Origin of the sequence: Arthrobacter sp. UYEF36 (genome assembly GCF_040547025.1) — a bacterium.
Classification (GTDB): Bacteria; Actinomycetota; Actinomycetes; order Actinomycetales; family Micrococcaceae; genus Arthrobacter.
On record NZ_JBEPOX010000004.1, the window covers coordinates 44,420 to 66,786 of the forward strand.

Annotated in this window: 22 protein-coding genes; 12 read left to right on the plus strand and 10 right to left on the minus strand. The window is 68.0% G+C overall.

Going from position 1 to position 22,367, the window contains the following annotated elements; genetic code table 11:
* Positions 1-121 precede the first annotated feature (121 nt).
* The 4 genes from ABIB29_RS08030 to ABIB29_RS08045 all read right to left on the minus strand — a co-directional run bounded on the left by ABIB29_RS08030 (position 122) and on the right by ABIB29_RS08045 (position 3,747).
* Positions 122-880, minus strand: coding sequence for a maleylpyruvate isomerase family mycothiol-dependent enzyme (locus tag ABIB29_RS08030; protein WP_354171669.1), 759 nt, complete (start codon positions 878-880; stop codon positions 122-124).
* The gene (locus tag ABIB29_RS08035) at positions 880-1,701 is read right to left on the minus strand and encodes a fumarylacetoacetate hydrolase family protein (protein WP_354171671.1); all 822 of its coding nucleotides are present in this window, start codon (positions 1,699-1,701) and stop codon (positions 880-882) included. Before ABIB29_RS08035 ends, ABIB29_RS08030 begins: the two co-directional genes overlap by 1 nt.
* A complete protein-coding gene (locus ABIB29_RS08040; RefSeq protein WP_354171673.1) occupies positions 1,701-2,831 on the minus strand; it encodes a cupin domain-containing protein in 1,131 nt (376 codons plus the stop codon). Before ABIB29_RS08040 ends, ABIB29_RS08035 begins: the two co-directional genes overlap by 1 nt.
* 94 nt (positions 2,832-2,925) lie before the next feature.
* Positions 2,926-3,747 carry an IclR family transcriptional regulator gene (locus ABIB29_RS08045; protein WP_354171675.1) on the minus strand — a complete coding sequence of 274 codons (822 nt, stop codon included), beginning with the start codon at positions 3,745-3,747 and terminating at the stop codon, positions 2,926-2,928.
* A 49-nt stretch (positions 3,748-3,796) separates the two neighbouring features.
* On the opposite strand from ABIB29_RS08045, the gene ABIB29_RS08050 reads away from it, so the two are divergent.
* The gene (locus ABIB29_RS08050) at positions 3,797-5,155 is read left to right on the plus strand and encodes an MFS transporter (protein WP_354171676.1); all 1,359 of its coding nucleotides are present in this window, start codon (positions 3,797-3,799) and stop codon (positions 5,153-5,155) included.
* On the plus strand, positions 5,148-6,404 hold the full coding sequence (locus tag ABIB29_RS08055; RefSeq protein WP_354171678.1) for an FAD-dependent oxidoreductase: 1,257 nt from the start codon (positions 5,148-5,150) through the stop codon (positions 6,402-6,404). The genes ABIB29_RS08050 and ABIB29_RS08055 overlap by 8 nt, the downstream gene beginning before the upstream one ends.
* A gap of 116 nt (positions 6,405-6,520) precedes the next feature.
* On the opposite strand, the gene ABIB29_RS08060 is transcribed toward ABIB29_RS08055, so the two are convergent.
* Positions 6,521-7,771 carry an N-acetylglucosamine-6-phosphate deacetylase gene (locus ABIB29_RS08060; RefSeq protein WP_354171680.1) on the minus strand — a complete coding sequence of 417 codons (1,251 nt, stop codon included), beginning with the start codon at positions 7,769-7,771 and terminating at the stop codon, positions 6,521-6,523.
* A gap of 176 nt (positions 7,772-7,947) precedes the next feature.
* Between ABIB29_RS08060 and ABIB29_RS08065 the strand changes: the two genes are divergently transcribed.
* From ABIB29_RS08065 to ABIB29_RS08105, 9 genes are all read left to right on the plus strand, one after another.
* On the plus strand, positions 7,948-8,742 hold the full coding sequence (locus ABIB29_RS08065) for an IclR family transcriptional regulator (RefSeq protein WP_354171682.1): 795 nt from the start codon (positions 7,948-7,950) through the stop codon (positions 8,740-8,742).
* Positions 8,743-8,962: 220 nt separating this feature from the next.
* Positions 8,963-10,240, plus strand: coding sequence for a cytochrome P450 (locus tag ABIB29_RS08070; protein WP_354171684.1), 1,278 nt, complete (start codon positions 8,963-8,965; stop codon positions 10,238-10,240).
* 5 nt (positions 10,241-10,245) lie between these two features.
* Positions 10,246-11,328 (plus strand): PEP/pyruvate-binding domain-containing protein, encoded by a 1,083-nt coding sequence (locus tag ABIB29_RS08075; RefSeq protein ID WP_354171685.1) that lies wholly within the window; start codon positions 10,246-10,248, stop codon positions 11,326-11,328.
* Between the two features lie 64 nt (positions 11,329-11,392).
* Positions 11,393-13,261: a PEP-utilizing enzyme gene (locus ABIB29_RS08080; protein ID WP_354171687.1), complete on the plus strand. Its 1,869-nt coding sequence runs from the start codon at positions 11,393-11,395 to the stop codon at positions 13,259-13,261.
* 7 nt (positions 13,262-13,268) lie between these two features.
* Positions 13,269-14,057 carry an SDR family NAD(P)-dependent oxidoreductase gene (locus tag ABIB29_RS08085; protein ID WP_354171689.1) on the plus strand — a complete coding sequence of 263 codons (789 nt, stop codon included), beginning with the start codon at positions 13,269-13,271 and terminating at the stop codon, positions 14,055-14,057.
* A gap of 47 nt (positions 14,058-14,104) precedes the next feature.
* Complete coding sequence (locus tag ABIB29_RS08090) at positions 14,105-14,425, plus strand: 2Fe-2S iron-sulfur cluster-binding protein (RefSeq protein WP_354171691.1); 321 nt, start codon at positions 14,105-14,107, stop codon at positions 14,423-14,425.
* 2 nt (positions 14,426-14,427) lie between these two features.
* On the plus strand, positions 14,428-15,756 hold the full coding sequence (locus ABIB29_RS08095) for an NAD(P)/FAD-dependent oxidoreductase (protein WP_354171693.1): 1,329 nt from the start codon (positions 14,428-14,430) through the stop codon (positions 15,754-15,756).
* Positions 15,757-15,787: 31 nt separating this feature from the next.
* Positions 15,788-16,561, plus strand: a complete 774-nt coding sequence (locus ABIB29_RS08100; protein WP_354171695.1) for an HD domain-containing protein — start codon at positions 15,788-15,790, stop codon at positions 16,559-16,561.
* Entirely contained in the window at positions 16,558-18,078 is a 1,521-nt protein-coding gene (locus ABIB29_RS08105; RefSeq protein WP_354171697.1) for an aldehyde dehydrogenase family protein, read from the plus strand. Before ABIB29_RS08100 ends, ABIB29_RS08105 begins: the two co-directional genes overlap by 4 nt.
* Positions 18,079-18,197: 119 nt before the next feature.
* On the opposite strand, the gene ABIB29_RS08110 is transcribed toward ABIB29_RS08105, so the two are convergent.
* A complete protein-coding gene (locus ABIB29_RS08110; RefSeq protein ID WP_354171699.1) occupies positions 18,198-18,557 on the minus strand; it encodes a DUF6841 family protein in 360 nt (119 codons plus the stop codon).
* A 135-nt stretch (positions 18,558-18,692) separates the two neighbouring features.
* Here ABIB29_RS08110 and ABIB29_RS08115 point away from each other — a divergent pair, with 135 nt between their 5' ends.
* Positions 18,693-19,016 (plus strand): antibiotic biosynthesis monooxygenase family protein, encoded by a 324-nt coding sequence (locus tag ABIB29_RS08115; protein WP_354171700.1) that lies wholly within the window; start codon positions 18,693-18,695, stop codon positions 19,014-19,016.
* Positions 19,017-19,105: 89 nt separating this feature from the next.
* Here ABIB29_RS08115 and ABIB29_RS08120 read toward each other — a convergent pair whose 3' ends face one another.
* The 4 genes from ABIB29_RS08120 to ABIB29_RS08135 all read right to left on the minus strand — a co-directional run bounded on the left by ABIB29_RS08120 (position 19,106) and on the right by ABIB29_RS08135 (position 22,342).
* A complete protein-coding gene (locus tag ABIB29_RS08120; protein ID WP_502915578.1) occupies positions 19,106-20,386 on the minus strand; it encodes a Dyp-type peroxidase in 1,281 nt (426 codons plus the stop codon).
* A complete protein-coding gene (locus ABIB29_RS08125) occupies positions 20,383-20,991 on the minus strand; it encodes a copper chaperone PCu(A)C (RefSeq protein ID WP_354171702.1) in 609 nt (202 codons plus the stop codon). The genes ABIB29_RS08120 and ABIB29_RS08125 overlap by 4 nt, the downstream gene beginning before the upstream one ends.
* 53 nt (positions 20,992-21,044) lie before the next feature.
* Positions 21,045-21,623 (minus strand): copper resistance CopC family protein, encoded by a 579-nt coding sequence (locus ABIB29_RS08130; protein WP_354171704.1) that lies wholly within the window; start codon positions 21,621-21,623, stop codon positions 21,045-21,047.
* 107 nt (positions 21,624-21,730) lie between these two features.
* On the minus strand, positions 21,731-22,342 hold the full coding sequence (locus ABIB29_RS08135) for a hypothetical protein (protein WP_354171706.1): 612 nt from the start codon (positions 22,340-22,342) through the stop codon (positions 21,731-21,733).
* Positions 22,343-22,367: the final 25 nt, after the last annotated feature.

Genomic DNA, 22,367 nt, shown 5'->3' on the forward strand with positions numbered 1-22,367 from the left:
CGTGACCTGGCGGCGATCGAGGCAGGCTTCGGCACACCCTCAACCGGGCGTTAAACCGGAAAAGCCCCCTCGGCGAGGGGGCTTTTCCGGTCTCACTGCTGAAGGCAGCGCGGCGAAGGGGTCAAATCCACTTCGGTGCGGCCGGAACCGCAGCGTCGGCAGTTTCGGTGCCGGGTCCGGTGGCGGTGACGCCGCCGTGACCGCGGCCGGCAGCCCATTCGACGACGGCCGCCAGAGGTCCGGAGACCACTGTCGGGGAGGCCGACGCCGAGTCCCCGAACGTAAGGTCGCGGTCCGTTACCTTTACCACGAGGCCCGCATCGGTGCCGCGGGTTTTCCAGGCGCCGGTGATGTCCGACAGGAGCCGCTCCAGGACGGGGACCGGGATGTCATGGAAGGCGGCACCGTTGGCCAGGTCGACGGCGTGCATCCAGACTTCGCGGCTCCGCATCCAGACCGTCTCCGTGGCGGGCACTTCCCGGCCCTGGACCGTCCGCACTTTGTGGTGCCAGGCATCCTCGGGCAGGTCCCGCCATTCGACGTTCAGGTGCACGGCGGAGTGGTCGAAGAGATGCCGCAGCGCGATCGGGCTCAGGGTTGCCCCGAAGTCGATCTCGTGGTTGCGGACATCCGTGGAGGCGTACATCGGGGTTTCCACCCCGGTGGCCGCCCACTCGATGAGTCGGGCGATGGCCCGGGCGTTGTAGCCGATGTGCGCCGTGATGTGCCGGCGGGTCCAGCCCGGCAGCAGCGAATCGCCGTCGAGCTCCGCGTCACTGAGTTCGTTGAGCTTGCGGGCGAAAAACGCCGTGCCCCGGCGCGCCTGCAGCAGTGCCGCAAGCAACTCCGGGTCCGTCGTCTGGTCGTGGCGGGCAACCATCAGGCTTCCTTGACCACGCGGTTCTTCAGCTGTCCTAGGCCCTCGATGGTGGTGACCAGTAGCTGGCCCTCCTGCAGGTAGCGCTTCGGATCCTGGGCGTGACCCACCCCTCCCGGGGTGCCGGTGGCGATGACGTCGCCCGGGTTCAGCGTGACGATGGTGGAGATGTAGGAGACCAGGAACTCCGGCGTGAAGACGACGTCGTTGGTGGGGGTCTGCTGCTGGATGTCGCCGTCGACAGCGGTGGTCATGAGGCCGCCGCTGAACTCGTCCTTGGTGACCAGGGCCGGGCCGAACGGGGTGGACTTCTCCCAGGTCTTGCCCTGCAGCCACTGGATGGTGCGGAACTGGTAGTCGCGCATGGACACATCGTTCAGTACGGCGTAGCCGGCAATGTGGTCGGCGGCGTCGGTTTCGCTGATCCGGCGGCCCTTCTTGCCGATGATGACGGCGAGTTCGGACTCCCAGTCGACGGTGTCGGATTCCTGCGGCAGGGCCAGGTCGTCGTTCGGGCCGATCAGGGATTCCTGGTACTTGGCGAACAGGGTGGGGAACTGGGGGACTTCCCGGCCCATTTCCTTGATGTGGTTGCGGTAGTTGTGGCCCACGCAGATGATCTTGCCGGGGGAGGGGACGACGGCGTCGAGGTCGGCGCCCTCGAGCGGGTGCGTGGCGCCGGTGGCGGCCTTCGCGGTCGCTTCCCAGTCGGCGGTGCGGAGCAGCTCTCCGACGTCGGCGAAGCCATCGATCTCGGTGAGGGTGTCGCCGTCCTGGCGCACGGCCTTGGTACCGGCAGGGGTACGGAGGGTGAGGAGTCTCATTATTTATTGCGTCCTTCGATGTAGGTGCGGTTGAAGTTCAGCCGTTCGAAAATGGGGGCGTCACTGAAGCGGAAGAGATCAAACTCGGTCTCCGCCTGCAGCGACCAGGCGGCCCAGGACGGGACGACGAACAAGTCGCCCTTTTCGAGGTTCCTGGTTTCGCCGTTGAGGACCACGGAGCCGCGGCCTTCGAAGACCTGCCAGACGCTGGAACCGACCTCGTGGAGAGTCTCGGTGGTGGCGCCGGCGCGGAGGCGGTGGAATTCGGCCCGGATGGTGGGCATAACGTCGCCGCCGGTGGTGGGGTTGGTGTAGCGCACGGCGGCGTGGCCCTGGGACACGGTGGCCGGGTGGCCCTCGTCCTCGAGCAGCAGCTGTTCGCGCAGCGCCCGGTCCGTGTATTCCCAGCGGTAGGCCGCGATGGGGGAGCTCGTGGTGTCATCCAGTCCGGAGAGCGGGCGCAGGCCCGGGTGGGCCCAGAGCCGCTCGGAGCGCGAGATGTCCGGGGTGGCCTCGTCGGTGACGCGTTCGGTGCCGAACTCGAAGAAGCCTGCGTCGGCGTAGTGCACGAACGGGATGTCCAGGCCGTCGATCCAGGCCATGGGCTCATCGGTGTCGTTGTGGTGGCCGTGGAAGTTCCAGCCCGGGGTCAGCAGGAAATCCCCGCGGGACATCCGGACCGGGTCGCCGTTCACGACCGTCCAGACACCTTCGCCCTCGACGACGAAGCGGAAGGCGTTCTGTGAGTGGCGGTGCTCCGGGGCGGTCTCGCGGGCACCGAGATACTGGATGGCTGCCCACAGCGTGGGGGTGGCGTAGGGGGTGTTCCCCAGGCCGGGGTTGGCCAGGGCGATGGCGCGGCGTTCCCCGCCCCGGCCCACGGGAACCAGGTCCCCGGCCCGGGCGGCCAGCGGGTACAGATCGCTCCACCGCCAGACGTGCGGCACCGCCTTGGGGGTCGGGACCATCGGCATGAGGTCAGCGATCTCGGTCCAGAGCGGGATCAGGTTCTCGCGGTCAAAATCCCGGTACAGCTCTTTCAGCTGGGCGGCTTCTTCGGGCGTGGGCTCCGGAGCAGTGTGCCCGGCGGCCACTGATTCGTGAGTCGTGTTCTCGGCGCTGATGGACACGTGGGCCTCCTCGGTAGGTCAGAACAATTCTTTGGCGTAGTTCGACTCTACGGACGCGGCAGTGTGACCCCCAACATATTCTGCTGGTCAGAATTCAGTCCGGCTCGGCGGGATTGGCTACGATATCGATCTCCAACTGCCGGCAGGTTTCCCGCAGGGCGGGGACGAGGCCGCCGTCGAACACCCTGCGGAAGCGGGTCGCTGGAGCGGCGACGCTGAGCGCTCCGACCACATGCCCGTGCCGGTTGTGCAGGGCCATTCCAAGGGCGCTCACACCATCCTCGGTGCCCTCGAAATTGGCCGCAAAGCCGTTGTTGCGGATGGATTCAAGCTCGCGCAGGAACGCCGGATAATCCGCCGCCGGAATGGTGTCCCCGCCAATCTCGGCGTTGTGGCTGCGGAAGAGCTGTTCGATCATAGGGGGTTCCAGCTCGGCGAGCATGGCCTTGCCCCCGGAGGTTTTGTTGGCTGGCATCACGGTCCCCTGCCGGTCACCAACCCGCAGCACATTGTTGCCTTCCACTGTGGCGAGGAAGCGCACTTTCGTCCCCACCCGCACCATGAGGTTGACGGTCTCGTTGAGCTGCGCGGAGAGCAGTTCCATGTGCGGCTGGGCGAGCGAGCGGAGCAGCCTGGTCCAGCTCAGGCCAGCCGGCCCCACGCCCATGGCCGGACCGGGCACGTAGCGGCGGGTTTCGTCCTGCACGGCGAAGCCCCGGTAGACCAGCATGGCCAGGAGGCGGTGCGCGGTGGACGGGGCAACCCCCAGTTCCTCGGCGGCGTCCTTGAGCCGCAGTGTCCCGCCGTCGCGGAGCAGTTGCAGGAGCTGCAGCGCGTTGTCCACCGCCTCGATGGAATAGGTTGGCCGCTTCTGCACGGGCTTCCGGGCCGACTTGGACGCTGGCTTGTTCTGCACATCAGAATTGTATTGTGGTTCACCTGGGGCCGCTAGGACAGTTAGTGGCATGAATCACACACCTTCCGCTGCAGCGCCGCACCGGTCTGCGCCTAGGGCTCCTGCCCTCACCGCCGATGGGCCCGCGTCACGGTTCTCCAAAGGCTCGGCACTCGCCGTCTTCGTCTGCTGGCTTTTGGTGGTCTTCGATGGCTACGACCTCATCGTCTACGGCACCGTCCAGTCCTCCCTGATCTCCGAAACCGGCTGGGGCCTGACCAAGGCCACCGCCGGAACCATCGGGTCCATGGCCTTCCTCGGCATGATGATCGGGGCGATCTTCGCCGGCCGCATGGCCGACTCGTGGGGCCGCCGCCGCACCATCCTGGGCTGCGCCATCGTCTTCTCGATCTTCACCGTCCTGTGCGCCTTCGCCCCCAACGCCGCCGTCTTCGGCGCCCTGCGGCTCCTCGCCGGCATCGGGCTCGGCGGCCTGGTGCCCTCGGCGAACGCCCTCGTTGCCGAACTGGTCCCCACCAAATGGCGCTCCACCATCGCCACCCTGATGATGTCCGGCGTTCCGATCGGCGGATCCATCGCCGCCCTCGTCGGCATCCAGCTGATCCCCGCCTTCGGCTGGCAGTCCATGTTCCTCGTGGCCGTGCTGGCCCTGGTGGTCGTGGTGCCGCTCGGACTGAAATACCTTCCCGAGACCCTGGCCCCGGCCAGCGCGGCTGACAAGGCCGCCCGCAAGGCATCCGGCAAGGCCAATCCGGTCAGGGAATCATCCGGCTTCTCCTCCCTGCTCCGCGCCCCGTACCTGGGGGTCAGTGTGCTGTTCGCCCTGGCGACAATCGCCACGCTGTTCGCCTGGTACGGGTTGGGCACCTGGCTGCCCAACCTCATGCAGCTGGCCGGCTACAACCTTGGTTCCGCCCTGACCTTCGCCCTGGCCCTCAATCTGGGTGCCGTGGCCGGCTCGGTCATTACCGCCTGGGCCGGGACCCGGTTCGGCCCGGTGCCGACCGCCATTGCCGCGGCCGCCGTCGCCGCCGGCGCCCTGATGGTCCTGGTGACCGGGCCGTCGGTCACCGTCGTGTACCTCATGCTGGTCCTCGCCGGCGTCGGTACCCACGGCACGCAGTGCCTCATCATCGCCGCCGTCGCGAGCCACTATCCCGGACACCTGCGGGGGACCGCGCTGGGCTGGGCGCTGGGGACGGGCCGCATCGGCGCCGTCGCCGCACCCCAGGTCGGTGGCCTCCTGCTGGCCGCGGGGCTGGGCGTCAATTCCAACTTCCTCGCCTTCGCCGGTGCAGCCGCCATCGCCGCGGTCCTGCTGGCCGCCGTCGGCCTCAAACTCAAGTCGAAATCGTCAATCTCACCCTCAATCTCACCCTCAATCTCCCAAGGAGCAAGCAATGTCTGAGCACGCCACGTCCACCGATGTCCTCGTCATCGGAGGGGGAATGGCCGGACTGGCCGGAGCCCTCGCACTGCGTGAAAACGGCGCCAATGTCACCCTCGTGGAACGGGCCCCCGAATTCGGCGAAGTCGGCGCGGGGCTGCAGATGGCCCCCAACGCCTCCCGCGTCCTCCAGCGCTGGGGACTGCTGGAAAAGGCACTGGAAATCGGTGTCCAGCCCAAGCACCTGGTATTCCGTGACGCCGTCACCGGCGAGGAGTTGACGCGACAGACCCTGAACGGCGAATTCGCGGACCGCTACGGCGCCCCGTACGTCGTGATCCACCGCAGCGACCTGCACCGGGTCCTGCTCGAAGGCTGCGAGGCGGCCGGCGTCACGCTGGTCAACGACGTCATGGTCGAGAGCGTTGAAACCGTCAACGGCCGCGGCGTGGCCCACACCGCAGCCGGTGTGGACTACGAGGCCGACGTCGTGATCGGCGCCGACGGACTCAAGTCCACCCTGCGTCCGCTCGTGGCCGATGACGAGCCGGTCCCCTCGGCCTATGTCGCCTACCGCGGCACCGTGCCGATCACCGAAGACACGCCCAAGGCCGACCTTGAGGACGTCATTGTCTACCTCGGCCCGGACTGCCACCTCGTGCAGTACCCCCTGCGGAAGGGCGAGCTGCTGAACACCGTCGCCGTCTTCAAGTCCGCCTCCTTTGAGCGCGGCGAAGAGCAGTACGGCGGAGTGGACGAGCTTGAGGCTGCGTACAAGGATTGCGTCCCGGCCGTCCAGGAAGCACTCAAGAACCTGGCCACCGGCATCCGCTGGCCCATGTACGACCGCGACCCGATCGAAAACTGGGTCGCCGGCCGGATGGTGCTGATGGGCGACGCCGCGCACCCGATGCTCCAGTACCTCGCCCAGGGCGCCTGCCAGGCCCTCGAGGACGCCGCCGTGCTGCAGGACGTCAGCAACGGCACCGTCTTCACCGAGGTCGGCGTCCACCCGGAAGCCTGGGACGGGGCGATCAGGGAATTCAACAACCTCCGCGCCGGCCGCACCGCCCGGGTGCAGCGCACCGCCCGCGTCTGGGGCGAATCCTGGCACGTCTCCGGGCTGGCCCGGACGCTGCGCAACCTGCTCTTCAAGAGCCGGAAGGACAACGACTTCCGCTACAACGACTGGCTGTACGGCCAGGACGGCGACGGCGTGCCGCCGGTTCGCGTAGCCCAGCCCAGTGTTGCGGAACGGGTTTCCGCCTGACCTGACCCGCCCACAACCCCAACGCGGGGTCACTTGCCGCCCATCCGAAGCCTCGGGATGGGCGGCAAGTGACCCCGCGTTGGGTGTTTGGTGAGGCTGCCCGGTGCGTCTCCATGTCAGCAGTCCGGGAAGACCAGGATCTGCCCGTCGCGCAGGGCGGTGGCCAGTTCGAAATGCTGGTCGACGGCGATGATGTCGGCCCGCATTCCGGCGCGGAGGCTGCCGATTTCGGTTTCCAGGCCCAGGACGCGGGCGGGGACCAGGGTAGCGGCCATGACGGCATCGGCCGGGCTGACCCCTGCGGCGATGGTCTTGCGGACAACCCCCAAAAGGGTGGCCGTTCCTCCGGCGAGGGCGCCGTTGCTCCGCAAGGTGGCCACGCCGTCCCGCACCACAACGTCGGAGGGGCCGAGCACGTAGTCACCGTCGGGCAGCCCCGTGGCCGCCATTGAGTCCGTCACCAGCGCGATGTTCCCGGCTCCGACCAGGTCAAAGACCATCCGGACGGTCTCCGCGTCCAGGTGGACCCCGTCGCCAATGAGTTCGACGACGACGGACCCGGTGGAGGCCAGCCGCAGGCAGGCCGCGACGGGGCCGGGGTTCCGGTGGTGCAACGGTGGCATGCCGTTGAACAAGTGGGTCACGGTGGGCCTGGCCTGCGGTCCGAAACTTCCCGTGGCGCTGCCGATCAGGTCCGCGGCGTTCGACAGGGAGGCGGCTGTGGTCCGGGCATCGGCATCGGTATGGCCCAGCGAGGGGGTGACACCATGCTCCGTGAGCATCCGGACCAGCTCTCCGGCGCCCGGAAGCTCGGGAGCGTAGGTCATTGTCTTCAGGGTCCCGCCGGAGGCCGCCAGCATGTGCCGGAGCAGTTCAGGATCGGGGTCCCGGAGCCAGCGGGGGTTCTGCGCGCCGCAGCGGGCGTGCGAGAGGAAGGGCCCTTCGGAGTGGATGCCCGCGATGAGCCCGTCGGCGGCCAGCGCCTTGAGAACGCCGAGCGACCGCAGCAGCTCGTCGCCGGAGGCTGTGACGAGGCTGGCCAGCAGCGTGGTGGTCCCGCTGCGGTGCAGAAAGTCCACCACCTCCCGGCAGGCCGCGTCGTCACCGGTCGGGAATCCGCCGCCGGCAGCACCATGGCAGTGGAGGTCCACGAGCCCGGGCAAAAGAAAGCTGCCGTGCGGCAGCGGGATCTCCTGGGCATCGGGAAATTGCGCCGCATCGTAGCCGCTGGCGGGTCCTGCATAGGCAATCCGGCCACGCATCACCGCCACCACGGAGTCCGCGTCACATGAACCGTCGCTCAGGAGGGCACCCCGCAGCACGTAAGAGCGGGCGGTGGCCTCAAAGCCCCCGGGGGTCAGGATCATAAGTGCCTGGTTTCTGTTGTGCGGCCCGGCGGTACCTGACGGGCGAGTCTATTGAAGACTAGCTTTGCCGCGCCGACGATGGCTCCGGACTAGACTCGATTCCGGGTGGCGGCCGGGCCTTGTAACGGGAAGGGACGCGTCCAGCGCCCCAACAAGCCCGCGACAAGGAGGTCAGGATGGCCGGCGGCAGCCGCGAACCCGGCAGGACCGTGACCTCGAAGGTCTTCGGCATCCTCGAAGCCTTCGAGAAGTCCCGGGGTGCCCTGAGCCTGACCGATATCGCCGAAAAATCCGGGCTGCCACTGAGTACCGCCCACCGCCTGGTCAACGAGCTCACCGACTGGGGATTCCTCTCCCGCGAGCCGAACGGCCGCTACCAGCTGGGCATCCGGCTCTGGGAGCTGGCCCAGAACACCGGTCGGCAGCTCCGCGACGCGGCCCGGCCCTACATTCAGGACCTTTTCTCGCTCACCGGCGAAACCGCCCATCTGGCGGTCCGGGCCGGCCACGAGGTCCTCTACATCGACCGCGTCTACGGGTCCAAGCGGGTACCCCGCGCCGGCCGGGTCGGCGGCCGGCTGCCCATGCACGCGACCGCCGTCGGAAAAGTCATCCTGGCTTTCGAGGAGGACTGGGTCCGGGACGCGTACCTGAACCGGCAGTTGGAGCGGCATACCGCCCACACCCACGTGGATCCCAGAAAGCTGGCCGCCGAGCTGGCCCAGATCCGTGAACAGGGCTACGCCACCACGCTGGAGGAGGTGCGGCTGGGCTCCTGCTCGATCGCGGTGCCCGTCTTCCACTCCGGCAGGATCGGCGCCTCAATCGGCCTGGTGCTGCCCACCAGCCAGGCCGCTACGATGACCCGGCACCTGCCGGTCCTGCGGGGCATTGCCGCCCAGATTGAGCGCGCCACGGCCCGGATCCCGCTGGAAACGCTGCTGGGCAGCCACGTCGCCGGCACGGACTGACCCGGCACGGTCCTCGCTGTGGCGCAGTTAGCGGTGTGACCGTGCCGAAGTGCCCACGAGCCCCGGCCAGCACCCCCTACTGCAGAAGGGGGGAAAACAACTGGCTTCCACTCAGCGGAAGTAAGTCCTGCCCTTGGTGGGTGATCGGGGCCACACTGGGGAATAAGAACCCCCGGCATGCACTGACGCTGCCGGCGGGACCGAAAACCAAGGAGCCAAGATGTCATCGTCGACTGAAACGGCCGGCCGCTGTCCCTTTGGCCACGGCGCCGAAGCCCCCGCCGGGCACCACGGCTACGAGCCGTTCCAGATGAAGGATCCCTTCCCCGCCTACGCCGAACTCCGGGCCGAGCAGCCCGTTATGTTCGACGAGCGGGTCGGCCTTTATGTCGTCTCCCGCTATGACGACATCAAGGCCGTCTTCGAGGACTGGGAGACCTTCTCCAGCGAAAATGCCCAGGCCCCGGTCCGCGAACGCGGCGCCGCCGCGAAGAAGATCATGGAAGACGGCGGCTTCACCGCCTACTCCGGCTTGTCCGCACGGCGCCCGCCGGAGCACACCCGCATCCGGGCCGTGGTCCAGAAGGCCTTCACGCCCCGCCGCTACAAGGCGCTGGAACCCTTCATCCGGCAGAACGTCGTCGAACTGCTCGAACGGATGCTGGCCCGTCCGGAACACCGCGGCGACATGGTCAAAGACCTGGCCTACGACGTCCCCACCATCACCATCCTCACCCTGATTGGCGCGGACGTCTCCCAGGTGGACACCTTCAAACGCTGGAGCGATTCCCGCGCCGCGATGACCTGGGGCGACCTCAGCGACGAGGAACAGATCCCGCACGCCCGCAACCTGGTCGAGTACTGGCAGGAATGCCTCCGCCTGGTCAAGGTGGCACACGAGGAAGGCGGCGACAACCTCACCGCGGACCTGGTGAAGTCGCAGCAGGAAGGCGCCGAGATCTCCGACCACGAGATCGCCTCAGTCCTCTACAGCCTGCTCTTCGCCGGCCACGAGACCACCACCACGCTGATCTCCAACGCCCTCCGCGAACTCCTGGCCCGCCCCGAGCAGTGGAAGCAGCTCGTCGAGGAACCCAAGAAGATCCCCGCCGCCATCGACGAGGTCCTTCGCTACGCCGGCTCAATCGTGGGCTGGCGGCGCAAGGCACTCAAAGACACCGAAGTCGGCGGCGTCGCGATCGAGGAGGGCGCGCAGCTGCTGCTCCTGATGGGCTCCGCCAACCGCGACGAGGACAAGTTCAACGCCGGCGAGGACTTCGACGTCACCCGCCCCAACGCCCGCGAGCACCTCTCCTTTGGATTCGGCATCCACTACTGCCTGGGCAACATGCTCGCCAAGCTCCAGGCCAAAATCGCCCTCGAGGAAGTGGCCCGGCTCGCCCCGGAGCTGCAGCTGGAGAAGCCGGAAGGTATCACCTTCCGGGAGAACCTCTCCTTCCGCGTCCCCGAGACCGTCCCCGTCAGCTGGAAGGCCTGAGAAATATGCACAGCAACGAATATATTCAGTTCTTCGACGGCGGCATCGAACCGAAGCTCGAGAACCTCGGCGGCAAGGGGGCGTCCCTGGTCACCATGACCTCCGCCGGCATGCCCGTCCCGCCCGGCTTCGTGGTTACCACGGCCCAGTTCGACGCCTTCATGGAGGAGGCCGGCATCACCCGGCACATCCACCAGCTCCTCGCCGATCTGGACCCCGAGGATATGGGCCAGGTGGACAAGGTCTCCGCCGCCATCCGCGAGGACATCTGCTCCCGGCCGGTGCCGCAAGCGATGCGCGAACTCACCGTGGGCGCCTACGAGGCCCTGATGTCCCGCTTCGACGCTCCCGTTCCGGTCGCCGTACGCTCCAGCGCCACCGCCGAGGACCTGCCGGACGCGTCCTTCGCCGGCCAGCAGGACACCTACCTCTGGCTCGACGGCGTCAAGGCCGTCACCGAACACATCCGGCAGTGCTGGGCGTCGCTTTTCACCTCCCGTGCCATCATCTACCGGCTGAAGAACAACATCCCCAACGAGGGCCTTTCGATGGCCGTTGTGGTGCAGAAGATGGTCAACGCCCGCGTCTCCGGCGTCGCAATCACCATGGACCCCACGAACGGCGACCGCTCCAAGATCACCATCGACTCCTCCTACGGGGTCGGCGAGATGGTGGTCTCCGGCCAGGTCACCCCCGACAACATCATGCTGGACAAGGTCACCCTGACCGTCATCTTCGAACACCTCGGCGACAAGCACGCCGAGCTGATCCCGGTTGCCGGGGTCCGCGGCCTCGTCGAACGTGAGGTCGACGCCGAACGCCGCGGCCGCCGCAGCCTCACCGACGCCGAACTCACCGCCGTCGCGCAGATGGCCAAGCGCGCCGAAAAGCACTACAAGTGCCCGCAGGACATCGAATGGGCCCTCGACACGGACCTGCCCGACGGCGAAAACCTGCTCCTGCTGCAGTCCCGCCCGGAAACCGTGCATTCCTCCAAACCGACGGTGGTCACTCAAACAGTCCCGTCCTCGGCCGCCGGCGGCTACTTCAGCGGACTCAGCCCCGCGCCGTTGAAGCCCTCCTTCTAGATCTGACCTGCTCGTCCGCTCTGTCACCCAGGCTCAACGCCGAGCCCGTATTGAAAGGACCGCCATGTCCCTGAAATCCTTCCCCAAACCCTCCGAGCTGGCGGTCCCCGCCGGCGCCGAGGGCTGGGAAAAGATCTATCCCTACTACCTGGTCTTCCAGGACAAGCTCAAGGAGCAGGAGGACGCCAAGTTCTGGTTCTGCGACAGCCAGCACTGGCCGACCGTGTTCAAGCCCTTCGAGACCATCGGCGGCGAATTCGCGGTCAAGTGCCTGGGCCAGTACAACGCCCGGCACCTGATGATCCCCAACGCCAACGGCATCGAGTTCCGCGTCCACCTCGGCTACCTCTACATGTCGCCGATCCCGGTGCCGGAGGACCAGATCGCCGCCCGTGTGCCCCTGTTCGAGCAGCGGGTGGGCCACTACTTCCAGAACTGGGACCAGCTCCTCAAACAGTGGCACGTCAAGGTCAAGGGCACCATCGACGAGATGGAAACCATCTCCTTCCCGAAGCTTCCGGAAATGGTCCCGATGGAGGACATCCTCTCCGGCAAGGGCAAGGACGGCTCCGAGAAGCTGCTGGAGAGCTACGACCGCCTGATCCAGCTGGCGTACCAGAACTGGCAGTACCACTTCGAGTTCCTCAACCTCGGCTACATCGCCTACCTGGACTTCTTCAACTTCTGCAAGCAGGTCTTCCCGAACATCCCGGACCAGTCCATTGCCACCATGGTGCAGGGCGTGGACATGGAACTCTTCCGGCCCGATGACGAGCTCAAGCAGCTCGCCAAGCTCGCCGTCGAACTCCGGCTCCAGTCCCATTTCGGCAACACGGACGACGTCGACGCCACCCTGGCTGCCATCGACGCGGCCCCCGGCGGGGACCGCTGGACGGCACAGTACGAGGCCGCCAAGGACCCGTGGTTCAACTTCACCGTGGGCAACGGCTTCTACGGCCACGACAAGTACTGGAATGAACACCAGGAAATCCCGCTCGGCTACATCGCGGACTACATCCGCCGCGTGGACGAGGGCCAGGAAATCATGCGCCCGATCGAGGCCCTGATCATTGAACGCGACCGCATCATCGAGGAATACCGGGACCTGCTGGAAGGCGAAAACCAGGCGCTGTTCGACGCCAAGCGCGGGCTCGCCGCCACCGCCTACCCGTACGTGGAGAACCACAACTTCTACATCGAGCACTGGACCATGGGCGTCTTCTGGCGCAAGATCCGTGAACTGAGCCGCATGATGCAGGCCGAGGGTTTCTGGACCGAGCCGGACGACCTGCTCTATCTGGGCCGCAACGAGGTCCGCGACGCGCTCTTCGACCTGGTCACCGGCTGGGGCGTCGGCGCCAAACCGATCGGCCCGGACTACTGGCCGGAGGAGATCGAACGCCGCCGCGGGATCGTGGACGCGCTCAAGACCGCCCGGCCCGCCCCGGCGCTGAACACCCCGCCGGAGATCATCACCGAGCCCTTCACCCGGATGCTCTGGGGCATCACCACCGAACAGGTCCAGCAGTGGCTGGGTGCCGGTGAAGCGGTGGAAGGAGGCGGCCTGCGCGGCATGGCAGCCTCGCCCGGCGTCGTCGAAGGCCTGGCCCGCGTGGTCACCGACGCGGACCAGCTCTCCGAGGTGCAGCAGGGCGAGATCCTCGTCGCCACCGTCACGGCGCCGTCCTGGGGACCGATCTTCGGCAAGATCAAGGCCACGGTCACGGACATCGGCGGCATGATGAGCCACGCGGCGATCGTCTGCCGCGAGTACGGCCTCCCGGCTGTGACCGGCACCGGCTCGGCCTCGACCACGATCAAGACCGGACAGCGGCTGCGGGTGGACGGGACCAAGGGCACCGTCCAGATCCTCGACGACGAGGCCGAACTGCTCGTCACCGGCCCCGGGGCGCACAGCCACAGCCATGTCTGAACAAAAGATGCCTGAATCAAATATGCCTGCTGCGGAATATGACGGTGCGGGGCAGCCCGCCCGCACCGTCCTGATCACCGGTGCCGCCGGCGGACTGGGCCGGGCGTTCGCGCTCGGCTTCGGCCGCCGCGGCTACCGCGTGGCGGTGGCGGACGTGAACCTCGACGGTGCGGAGGAAACAGCCAAACTGGTCCTCGACACCGGGGCCGACGCGGCCGCCTTCCATGCCGACGTCACGAGCGTCGACTCCACCGAGGCCCTCGCAAAAAGCTGCGCGGACTTCGGCAACGGGAGCATCGACGTCGTGCTGAACAACGCCGCGGTGTACGCGGGGGTGACCCGCAGCCCGTTCGAGGACATCGATCCGGCCGAATGGGACCTGGTGATGAACGTGAACCTCAAGGGCCCCTGGCTCGTGACCCGGGCCGCCAGCCCGTACCTGCCCGAGGGCGGGCGCGTCATCAACCTCTCCAGCGCCACGATTTTCAGCGGCTCGGAGCAGTGGCTGCACTACGTCGCCTCCAAGGGCGGGGTGGTGGCCCTGACCCGGGTGATGGCCAAGGAACTGGGCCGGCGGGGGATCACGGTCAACGCGATCGCCCCCGGCTTCACCCTCACCGAGGCCAGCTACGGGCTCATGGAGAACGCCGAGAACTACGGTGTGGATCGCGGAGCGATCAAGCGGGCCAGCCAGCCGGAGGACATTGTGGGCGCGGCGCTCTTCCTGGCCGGGCCGGACAGTTCCTATTACACGGGGCAGACCATGGTGGTCGACGGCGGCCGCCAGTTCATCTGACTCTGCCCGCCTTGCCAACTTTCCGACTTCAACCCCAAGGAGATCCAATGCCAACGGTTCATTTCACCGACGCCGAGGGCGACGTCCGCGACGTCCAGGGCAACCCCGGCGACTCCGTCATGGAAACCGCGGTGCGCAACGGCGTCCCCGGCATCGTGGCCGAATGCGGAGGTTCGCTGTCCTGCGCCACCTGCCACGTCTTTGTCCGCGAGGACTGCCTTTCAAAGCTCCCGGCGATGGAGGACATGGAGGATGAAATGCTCTACGGCACAGCCGTGGACCGCGAGGACAACTCGCGGCTGTCCTGCCAGCTCCGCCTGACGGATGAGCTCGAACTCTTCGTCACCACCCCGGAAACCCAGGTGTAGTGATGGGCACCCAAGTTGCCGCGGCCGAGCAGCCGTCCGCCGGCGCCGCAGCGCAGCCGGAGAGCACCACCCGCACCGGCCTGCTGATCATCGGCGCCAGCCAGTCCGGCGTCCAGCTCGCCGTGTCCCTGCGGGCGCTCGGCTTCGACGAGCACATCACCCTGCTCGGCGACGAGGACCACCGCCCCTACCAGCGCCCGGCCCTGTCCAAGGAGTTCCTGCAGGGCACGGTGGAGAGCGAATCCTTAATCTTCCGCTCCAACGACTACTGGGCCGACCACAACGTGGAGCTGGTCAAGGGCGAATACATCGTCAAAATCGACAAGGAAGCGGACGGTTCCGGCGTCGCGCATGCCTCCTCGGGCAGACAGTTTCCCTTTAAACGCCTCGCCCTCACCGTGGGCGCCCGCGCCCGGAAACTGGAGATCGAGGGCGGTGACCTCGACGGCGTGCTCTACCTGCGTAACGCCGACGACGCTCTGGCGCTCAAGGCCCGGGTGGGGGACGCGCAGGACGTTGTGGTGATCGGCGGCGGGTTCATCGGCCTCGAAGCCGCCTCCAGCCTGCAGAAGATGGGCAAGAACGTCACCGTGCTGGAATTCGGCCCGCGGCTGGTGGGCCGCGCCGTCGGCGAGGAAACCGCCGACTACTTCCTGCAGGCCCACCGCGCCCGCGGCCTGGACATCCGGCTCAACACGAGCGCCAAACGCTTCACCGCCGACGGCACCGCAGGCGACGCCGGTGCCGTCGCCGGCGTCGAACTCCAGGACGGCACCGTGCTGCCCGCGCAGATCGTGCTGGTCGGCATCGGGGTCATCCCCAACACCCACCTGGCCGAACAGCTCGGCCTCACCGTGGACAACGGAATCGTGGTGGACCGCTTCGCACTGGCCTCGGACGGCACCACGGTGGCGATCGGCGACTGCGCCAACATGCCCAACCCGGTGCCCGGATCGGAACCCGGCGAGCGGATCCGGCTGGAAAGCGTCAACAACGCGATCGAACACGCCAAGGTGGCCGCCTACTCGCTCACCGGCCGGCGCGAGGAATATGCGGGCATCCCGTGGTTCTGGTCCAATCAGGCCGACCTCAAACTCCAGATCGCCGGACTCTGCAACGGCTACGACCGGACCGTGCTTCGACGGGACGAGGAACGCGGAAAATTCAGCGTCCTTTACTACCGCCAGGGCCAGGTCATCGCCGCGGACTGCGTCAACGCCCCGCTCGACTTCATGGCCGTGAAAAACGCCCTCGCCAAGGGCCAGAACATCCCCGCCGACGCCGCCGCGGACCCGGCCACACCCCTCAAGACGATCACCACGGACAGCTAGCCACGCGGCCGGCCCCACCCGAAGGAGCACTATGACCACCCCCAAGACCCCGGTTGCCGACGCAGGCACCGCGAACCCGGATTCCGACAACCCGGCGGCAGTCGATTCCGCGGCAGTCGATTCCGCGGCTGCGGATTTCGCCGCCGCGTACCCGGTCCGGCCGGTTCCGGCGCCGGGGCCGGTGGACACCGCCCCGATCGCCACCACCCCGGCGGCGCTCGAGGAACTCGACGGGCTGTGGCGGGCGGTGGTGCACGAGACCCGCACCCGCGGCAATGACATCCACCTGCCGATCTCGCTCGCCTTCGCCGAGCGGCTCTGCCGCGCCTACCCCGACGCCGACGCCGAACTGGTCCGGGTGGCCACCTTGCTGCACGACACCGGCTGGGCCCATGTGGACGAATCCCGCATCATCTCCGAGGGCTTCGCGGGGGATTGGCGCAAGGCCGCCATCCGCTACGAACACGAGAAGCAGGGCTGCGACGTGGCCCGCCGGGTGCTCCCGGGCCTGGGCTACTCCCCGGAATTCGTCGAGCGCGTCTGCGTGATCATCGACGGCCACGACACCCGCCCGGTGGCCCGGTCGCTGGAGGACGCGTTGATGCGCGACGCCGACCGGCTGTGGCGCTTCGACCAGGCCGGGATCGCCCTGGCCTCCACCTGGTTCAAGATGGACCCGGCCACCTACACGGACCGGCTGGCCGCGGAAATCGTGCCCGAACTCATCACCCAGGCCGCCCGCGACATGGCCACCGCCGATCTGGACCGCTCCACCGCACTGCTCAAGACGGCGGTCATCCGGTGACCGCCGCGACGCACGACGCTGCCGCCCTGGCCGCCCGCGCCGGGCTCCTGCTCCCGTACACGCATGTGGATGACGTCTTTCTCGACGGCGCCTGGACCCCGGCGCGGGGCACGGGCCGCAACCCGGTCACCGATCCCGCCACCGGCGACGTCTGGGGCTCCGTCCCGGACGGCACCCCCGAAGATGTGGACGCCGCCGTCGGCTCCGCCCGCCGGGCATTCGACGACGGCGAGTGGCCGCGGCTGGCGCCCTCCGAACGGGCCGCGTACCTCCTGCGCATTGCCGAGGAAGTGGAGAAGCGGGCCGAGGAACTCTCGCTGACGAACACCCGCGAGAACGGATCGCCGGTCTCCGAATCCACCGGGGCCGCAGCCAACGCCGCGGGCATTTTCCGGTACTTCGCCACCCTCGCCGACTACCTGGAGCGCGAGGACGTCCGGGCCTTTCCCAAGGGCGGCGGCGAATCCGTGGTCCGGCGAGAACCGATCGGCGTGTGCGCGCTGATCGCGCCCTGGAACTTCCCGATCAACCTTGTGGTGATCAAGCTCGCCCCGGCCCTGCTGGCCGGCTGCACCGTGGTGATCAAGCCGGCGTCGCCCACCCCGCTCTCGCTCCGGGTGATCATCGACGCGGTGGCCGCGGCCGGCGTTCCGGCCGGCGTCGTCAACCTCGTCACCGGTTCCGGCCGGCTGGGAGACGCGCTGGTGAAGCACCCGGGCGTGGACAAGGTGGCGTTCACCGGTTCGACGCCGGTGGGCCGGAAGATCGCGGCGGCCTGCGGCGAGCTGCTGCGCCCCGTCACCCTGGAGCTTGGCGGCAAATCCAGCGCGATTGTGCTGCCGGACGCGGACCTGGACGCGATGTCCAAGGTGCTGATCCGCTCCTCGATGCGCAACACCGGACAGACCTGCTACATCTCGACCCGGATCCTGGCCCCCGCCAGCCGCTACGAGGAAGTGGTGGACATGGTCACTTCCACCATCGCCGCCGGCAAGCAGGGGGACCCGCTGGACCCGGACACGGTCTTCGGGCCCTGCGCCACCGAATCCCAGTACCGCACCGTGCTGGAATACGTGGAGTCCGGACTGGCCGAAGGCGCCCGCGCCACCACCGGCGGGCGCGCGGCAGCGCTGGGCGGCGGACTGGAACACGGGTACTTCGTGGAACCCACCGTGTTCGCCGACGTCACCGCGGACATGCGGATCTCCCGGGAGGAGATCTTCGGCCCGGTGATCTGCATCCTGAAGTACGACGACGCCGGCGGCAATGCTGATGAGGCCGTTGCGCTGGCGAACAACACGGAGTTCGGGCTGGGCGGGCTGGTGTTCGGCGGCGATCCGGAGGCGGCGCTCGCCGTGGCGGACCGGATGGACACCGGCTCGGTGGGCATCAACTTCTTCGCCTCCAACCACGCCGCACCGTTCGGCGGCCGGCACGATTCCGGCCTCGGCACCGAGTACGGCGTCGAGGGCCTCAACGCGTACCTGAGCTACAAGTCGATCCACCGGAAGGTGTAGGGCCCGGCGCACTCTTGCCGCCGCCGTCGTCCGGCAAACTCCAACGCGGGGTCACTTCGCGCCCGTCCAGGGCCCCAGGATGGGCGCGAAGTGGCCCCGCGTTGTTTGTGAGGAGGTGTTCAGGCCATCAGCGTGAGCACCGCGATCCGGTAGCCGTCAGCTGAATCGACAAGCTGGTAGCAGAACCGCTCAGGTGGCCGGCCGGCGTAGGACCAGGTGACGTCGGCCCAGACGGTGCCCGGAGCCTCGCCCATGATGGCGATCTGTTTCTCAAGGTCCTTCACCCCTTCGTACTGGCCAAAAGCGGCCGTGAAGAACTCCTCGGCCTGGCGGGCGTCACTGACCGGGATCGACGTGCCGGGGAACAGGATGAGTGACGGCACCGCATACATGCCGGCGATCGCTGTGGCATCGCGGGCGAGCAGCGCCGAGGCGTAGCGCCCGAAGAACCCGTCGACTTTCTCCTGGGTTTCATTCATGGCATCAGCCTACAAATCCGCCGGGTCCCGCGCACGGACTTTCTGCAGCCGGGAAAGGCCCGCCGTCGGGTAAATCGGCCCTACCGGCAGGATGGCGGCCGGGCCGATAATCGGGGAATCCACCCCTTGCAGACTATGGAGGCGATCGACGTGTCGGTTTATACGCTGGGAATTTGGTTGGTACACCCGGGCCGCGAGAACGATTTCGTGCAAGCCTGGCGGGATCTGGCCCGAAAGACCCAGGAAGACTTCCCGCATGGGAAGGCCGTGCTGATGCATGACCACGACGTCCGGAACCGGTTCATCAGTACCGGCCCGTGGGAATCCCTGGAACAGGTGGAGCAGTGGCGGGCGTCCGAGATGTTCAAGCAGAGCCTGGAGGGCATGCGCGAGATGCTGGAGCACTTCGAGGCGCGCACCCTGGACGAGGCTGCCAGCATCGGCGGGGATACCCCCTAGTTGCACGCACTTCCCCAGCCGACGCGGGGTCACTTCACGCCCATCCGGGGCCTCGGGATGGGCGCGAGGTGACCCCGCGTTGCTTCGGATCAGGCAAACAGGCCTTCGCCGACGAACCCGCCCTCACGGCACCCCGGGGGGATGGCGAAAACGGCCGAGCCGATCGGCGTCGTCCACTGATTGAGCATGTCCATTTCGTCGAGCCGGCGCTGGATGGGCGTGAACTGCTTGTCGACGTCGGACTGGTAGGACACGAAGATCAGCCCCGAGTCCGAGACCCCTCCGGCGCCCGGGGCGGCATCGTAGTTGTACGCCCGCCGGAAGATCCGCTGCGAACTGTCCTCGGGCCGGGCCCGGCGCAGGTGCGAGACGTCCGAGATCACCGGGAACCCGAGCTTGGAGGCGGCCGCGAAGTCCGGCTCGTCGTGCTCCTGAGTCCCGGTCAGCGGTGCGCCGTTGGAGAGCCGGCGGCCCACGGATTCCTCCCGGCCCACGCGGTCCAGCTCGTCCCACTTGTCCAGGTTCATCGCGATCCGGCGAATCACAACGGACGTGCCGTTGTCCGTCCACGCGGGAATGTCCCCGCCGCCCCAGACGACGCGTTCAGCGTCGGTGCTGTCCGGCGCCGGGTTCGAGGTCCCATCCACCTGGCCGAAGAGGTTCCGCATGGTGGTCCCGGACTTCTCGCTGCCATACGAACGCCGGAAGCCGGTCTGCACCCAGCGGACGGACGCGAAGCTCCGGCTGTCCTTGAGGAGCATCCGTTGGGCATGCGCCACGGTCAACGGATCATCCGCGCAGATTTGCAGCAGCAGATCACCGTCGGAGAACCCGGGCTGCAGCCGGTCGATGCTGAAGACCGGCAGCGGCTTCAACCAGCCCGGTGCCCGGGCGGGGTCCACCGCGGCAACCAGCCCGGGCCCAAAACCGAAGGTGACGGTCAGCCGGGCCGGCACCTGGGCAAGCTCGCCTTCGGTGTCGGCCAGTGCCGGTTTTCCCGCGGCGAGGTTCGCGGCATCGTCGCTGAGGAGCCGCAGCAGCGCCCTGACCCCCGCGCGCGTTGTTCCCGGGAGCAGATCCAGCGCGACAAAAACGCCGTGGGCCTGCGCCGCCGTCGTAATTCCCGCCTGACGGTCGCCGTAAAAAGGGACAACTCCGCCGCCGTGGACGCTCTCCGCGGGCCCGGTCCGTGCAGACTTCCCGGCCTCCTGGGCATCCGCCCCGGCGAGGTGGGCGCCGGCAGCGGCCAGCGCCCCCAGTCCTGCGGCGGCGCCGCCGAAGAGCAGGCCGCGCCGCGGCAGTTTCCTCGGGGCTCCGGGCCCGTCACTGCCCGCGGTTGGACCCGCGGGCTTCTGATCCCCGGCCGTCACTTCGAAGTCGGCGCCGGCGCCGAAGCGGGGGCGCTGCCGGGGGTGCCGGAGGGCTGGCCGTGGGACATGCCGGCGCTTCCTTCTTCGACATAGTTCTCGTTGGCGCCGCTGAAGTCCTTCGCCACGGCGGTGATTTCCAGGCTTCCGCCGTCCGCCAGCGCCAGTGTGAACGTCACCTCAGTGCCGGCAGTGATCGGTGCTGTCAGGCCCATCAGCATGAGGTGGTTGGCGCCCGGCTCCAGGGTCAGTTCGCCGCCGGCCGGGATGACAAATCCGCCCTCCTTGGGCTGCATCTGCATGGCGCCGGTGGATCCCGCAACAGTTTCGTGAAGTTCGACCATCCGGGCCGCGGGGGTCGAGGCGCCGGTGACGGTGACATCGGCGTCGGAGGTGTTCGTGATGACGCCGAATCCGCCGGTCATCCCGGAAGAGGCGGCTTTGACCCATGGCTGGCTGACCGCCAGTGCGGCGGAGGCGCTGGACGGGGAGGCGACGGCAGCAGACGCGGACGGTGCCGGCGTCGAAGCCGAGGGGGCGCAGCCGGTTAGTGCCAGGGCCGCGGCGGCGAGAACGGAAAGGGCGGGGTACATGAGCTTCTTGGACATGGTGGTGCTCCTGAATCGTGGCAGGCGGCCGCAGCGGGCCGGCCTGGAAAGTGTTAGTCGCTGGGGGATTTTGTGTTGCGCTTGATGCGCCGGAGGCCTGCGAAGACCAGGTAGATGCCGAGACCTGCGGCCGCAGCGATTCCGGCGGCAGGCAGCCAGCCGGGCACTCCGTCACCGTCACCGGCGCCGTCCCCGGTGCCGGTGGCGGCAGCCGCGGTGGTTTCAACGCTGGCCGTCGGGCTGGCGGAGGCTGCGGGCGCGGCGGCGGCAGGATTGCCGACGCGGAACCCGTAGCTGCCACTGATCGGGTGACCATCCGCGGAGACCACCCGCCAGATGACCTGGTAGCCGCCGTCGGGGAGTTCCGGGAGCGCTTGGGTCAGCGTTTCCCGGCTGAGCACAGCGGCACCGCTGACCCAGTTCTTGGCGTTGTCATCGACAACACGGACCTCATGGCCGAGTGCGAGCAGGGGCGAACTGAAGGCCAGGATGATGCTGGCAGGTGTTTTGTCCAGGCGCTCATCGGGCGCCGGGCTGGACGAAATCAGCTGGTCGTGGGCAACGGCTGCCGGTGCTGCGGGGAGGCTGGCGCCTACGCAGAGCAGGAGGGCGGCGAGCAGTGTTGCCCCCAAGCCAGGATTCCGCCATTTTTTCAAGGGTTTTCTTGTCATGGCTGCTTCCCGCCCCGGCGCTGTCTTGGCAGCGCGGCGGGGCTTATCGGGTGAAAGGCGCAGTGCGCCTAGGACGCGGGCGGAAGCAGGGGAGGCCCGCGGTGGCGCATCACCAGCAGGGGCGCGCCGAGGTTTCGCAGCGGCCTGACAGGCCGGTTGGCGGGCAGGGCGGCCGGGGCCGGGCGGACCGGCAAGGGCAGGAAAAGCGGGAGGAAGGCCGTTACGCGCAGGCGCATGGCGTGAACCAGCCGGAGGACGGTCACTTCGCCGTGACGCAGGATCGCCACGGTCAGGAGGGCCGCGACGGCGTGGCCCAGCCACATCAGTGGCGAGGCATGGTCCGGCGCGGAGGCCAGGACCGTGCCGGCAGCAGGTTCCAGCACGGAGGAGTGGGCCAGGTGGCCGCCGGCCGGAGCGACGGACCCATGGGGAGCCGCTGCTCCGCTGAACAGCCAGTGGAAAAGTCCCTGGCTCAGTGCCACGCCCGCGGAGAGCCGCCACAAGGACAGCCCGCGGCCCGTGAGTGCGGTGCAGGCCAGCCCGGACAGTGCCAGCGCCAGCGCCAGGAGGGGAAGTTGGGGGGCGTTGCCTCCGGACAGGAAGTGCGAACCGGCGGCGATGGAGGTTGCGACGACGGCGCCGATCCAGCCGCGCACAAGCCGCAAGCCGCGTCCCGTCATGGTTCCTCCTCGCTCACGGGTAATT

Bases quoted from the DNA above. Each gene is read 5' to 3' on its own strand.
- ABIB29_RS08115 (WP_354171700.1), top strand. From the start codon at position 18,693: ATGGAGGCGATCGACGTGTCGGTTTATACGCTGGGAATTTGGTTGGTA.
- ABIB29_RS08085 (WP_354171689.1), top strand. From the start codon at position 13,269: ATGCCTGAATCAAATATGCCTGCTGCGGAATATGACGGTGCGGGGCAG.
- ABIB29_RS08125 (WP_354171702.1), bottom strand. From the start codon at position 20,991: ATGTCCAAGAAGCTCATGTACCCCGCCCTTTCCGTTCTCGCCGCCGCG.
- ABIB29_RS08135 (WP_354171706.1), bottom strand. From the start codon at position 22,342: ATGACGGGACGCGGCTTGCGGCTTGTGCGCGGCTGGATCGGCGCCGTC.
- ABIB29_RS08050 (WP_354171676.1), top strand. From the start codon at position 3,797: ATGAATCACACACCTTCCGCTGCAGCGCCGCACCGGTCTGCGCCTAGG.
- ABIB29_RS08070 (WP_354171684.1), top strand. From the start codon at position 8,963: ATGTCATCGTCGACTGAAACGGCCGGCCGCTGTCCCTTTGGCCACGGC.
- ABIB29_RS08090 (WP_354171691.1), top strand. From the start codon at position 14,105: ATGCCAACGGTTCATTTCACCGACGCCGAGGGCGACGTCCGCGACGTC.
- ABIB29_RS08055 (WP_354171678.1), top strand. From the start codon at position 5,148: ATGTCTGAGCACGCCACGTCCACCGATGTCCTCGTCATCGGAGGGGGA.
- ABIB29_RS08030 (WP_354171669.1), bottom strand. From the start codon at position 880: ATGGTTGCCCGCCACGACCAGACGACGGACCCGGAGTTGCTTGCGGCA.
- ABIB29_RS08095 (WP_354171693.1), top strand. From the start codon at position 14,428: ATGGGCACCCAAGTTGCCGCGGCCGAGCAGCCGTCCGCCGGCGCCGCA.
- ABIB29_RS08060 (WP_354171680.1), bottom strand. From the start codon at position 7,771: ATGATCCTGACCCCCGGGGGCTTTGAGGCCACCGCCCGCTCTTACGTG.
- ABIB29_RS08110 (WP_354171699.1), bottom strand. From the start codon at position 18,557: ATGAATGAAACCCAGGAGAAAGTCGACGGGTTCTTCGGGCGCTACGCC.
- ABIB29_RS08065 (WP_354171682.1), top strand. From the start codon at position 7,948: ATGGCCGGCGGCAGCCGCGAACCCGGCAGGACCGTGACCTCGAAGGTC.
- ABIB29_RS08075 (WP_354171685.1), top strand. From the start codon at position 10,246: ATGCACAGCAACGAATATATTCAGTTCTTCGACGGCGGCATCGAACCG.
- ABIB29_RS08080 (WP_354171687.1), top strand. From the start codon at position 11,393: ATGTCCCTGAAATCCTTCCCCAAACCCTCCGAGCTGGCGGTCCCCGCC.
- ABIB29_RS08100 (WP_354171695.1), top strand. From the start codon at position 15,788: ATGACCACCCCCAAGACCCCGGTTGCCGACGCAGGCACCGCGAACCCG.
- ABIB29_RS08035 (WP_354171671.1), bottom strand. From the start codon at position 1,701: ATGAGACTCCTCACCCTCCGTACCCCTGCCGGTACCAAGGCCGTGCGC.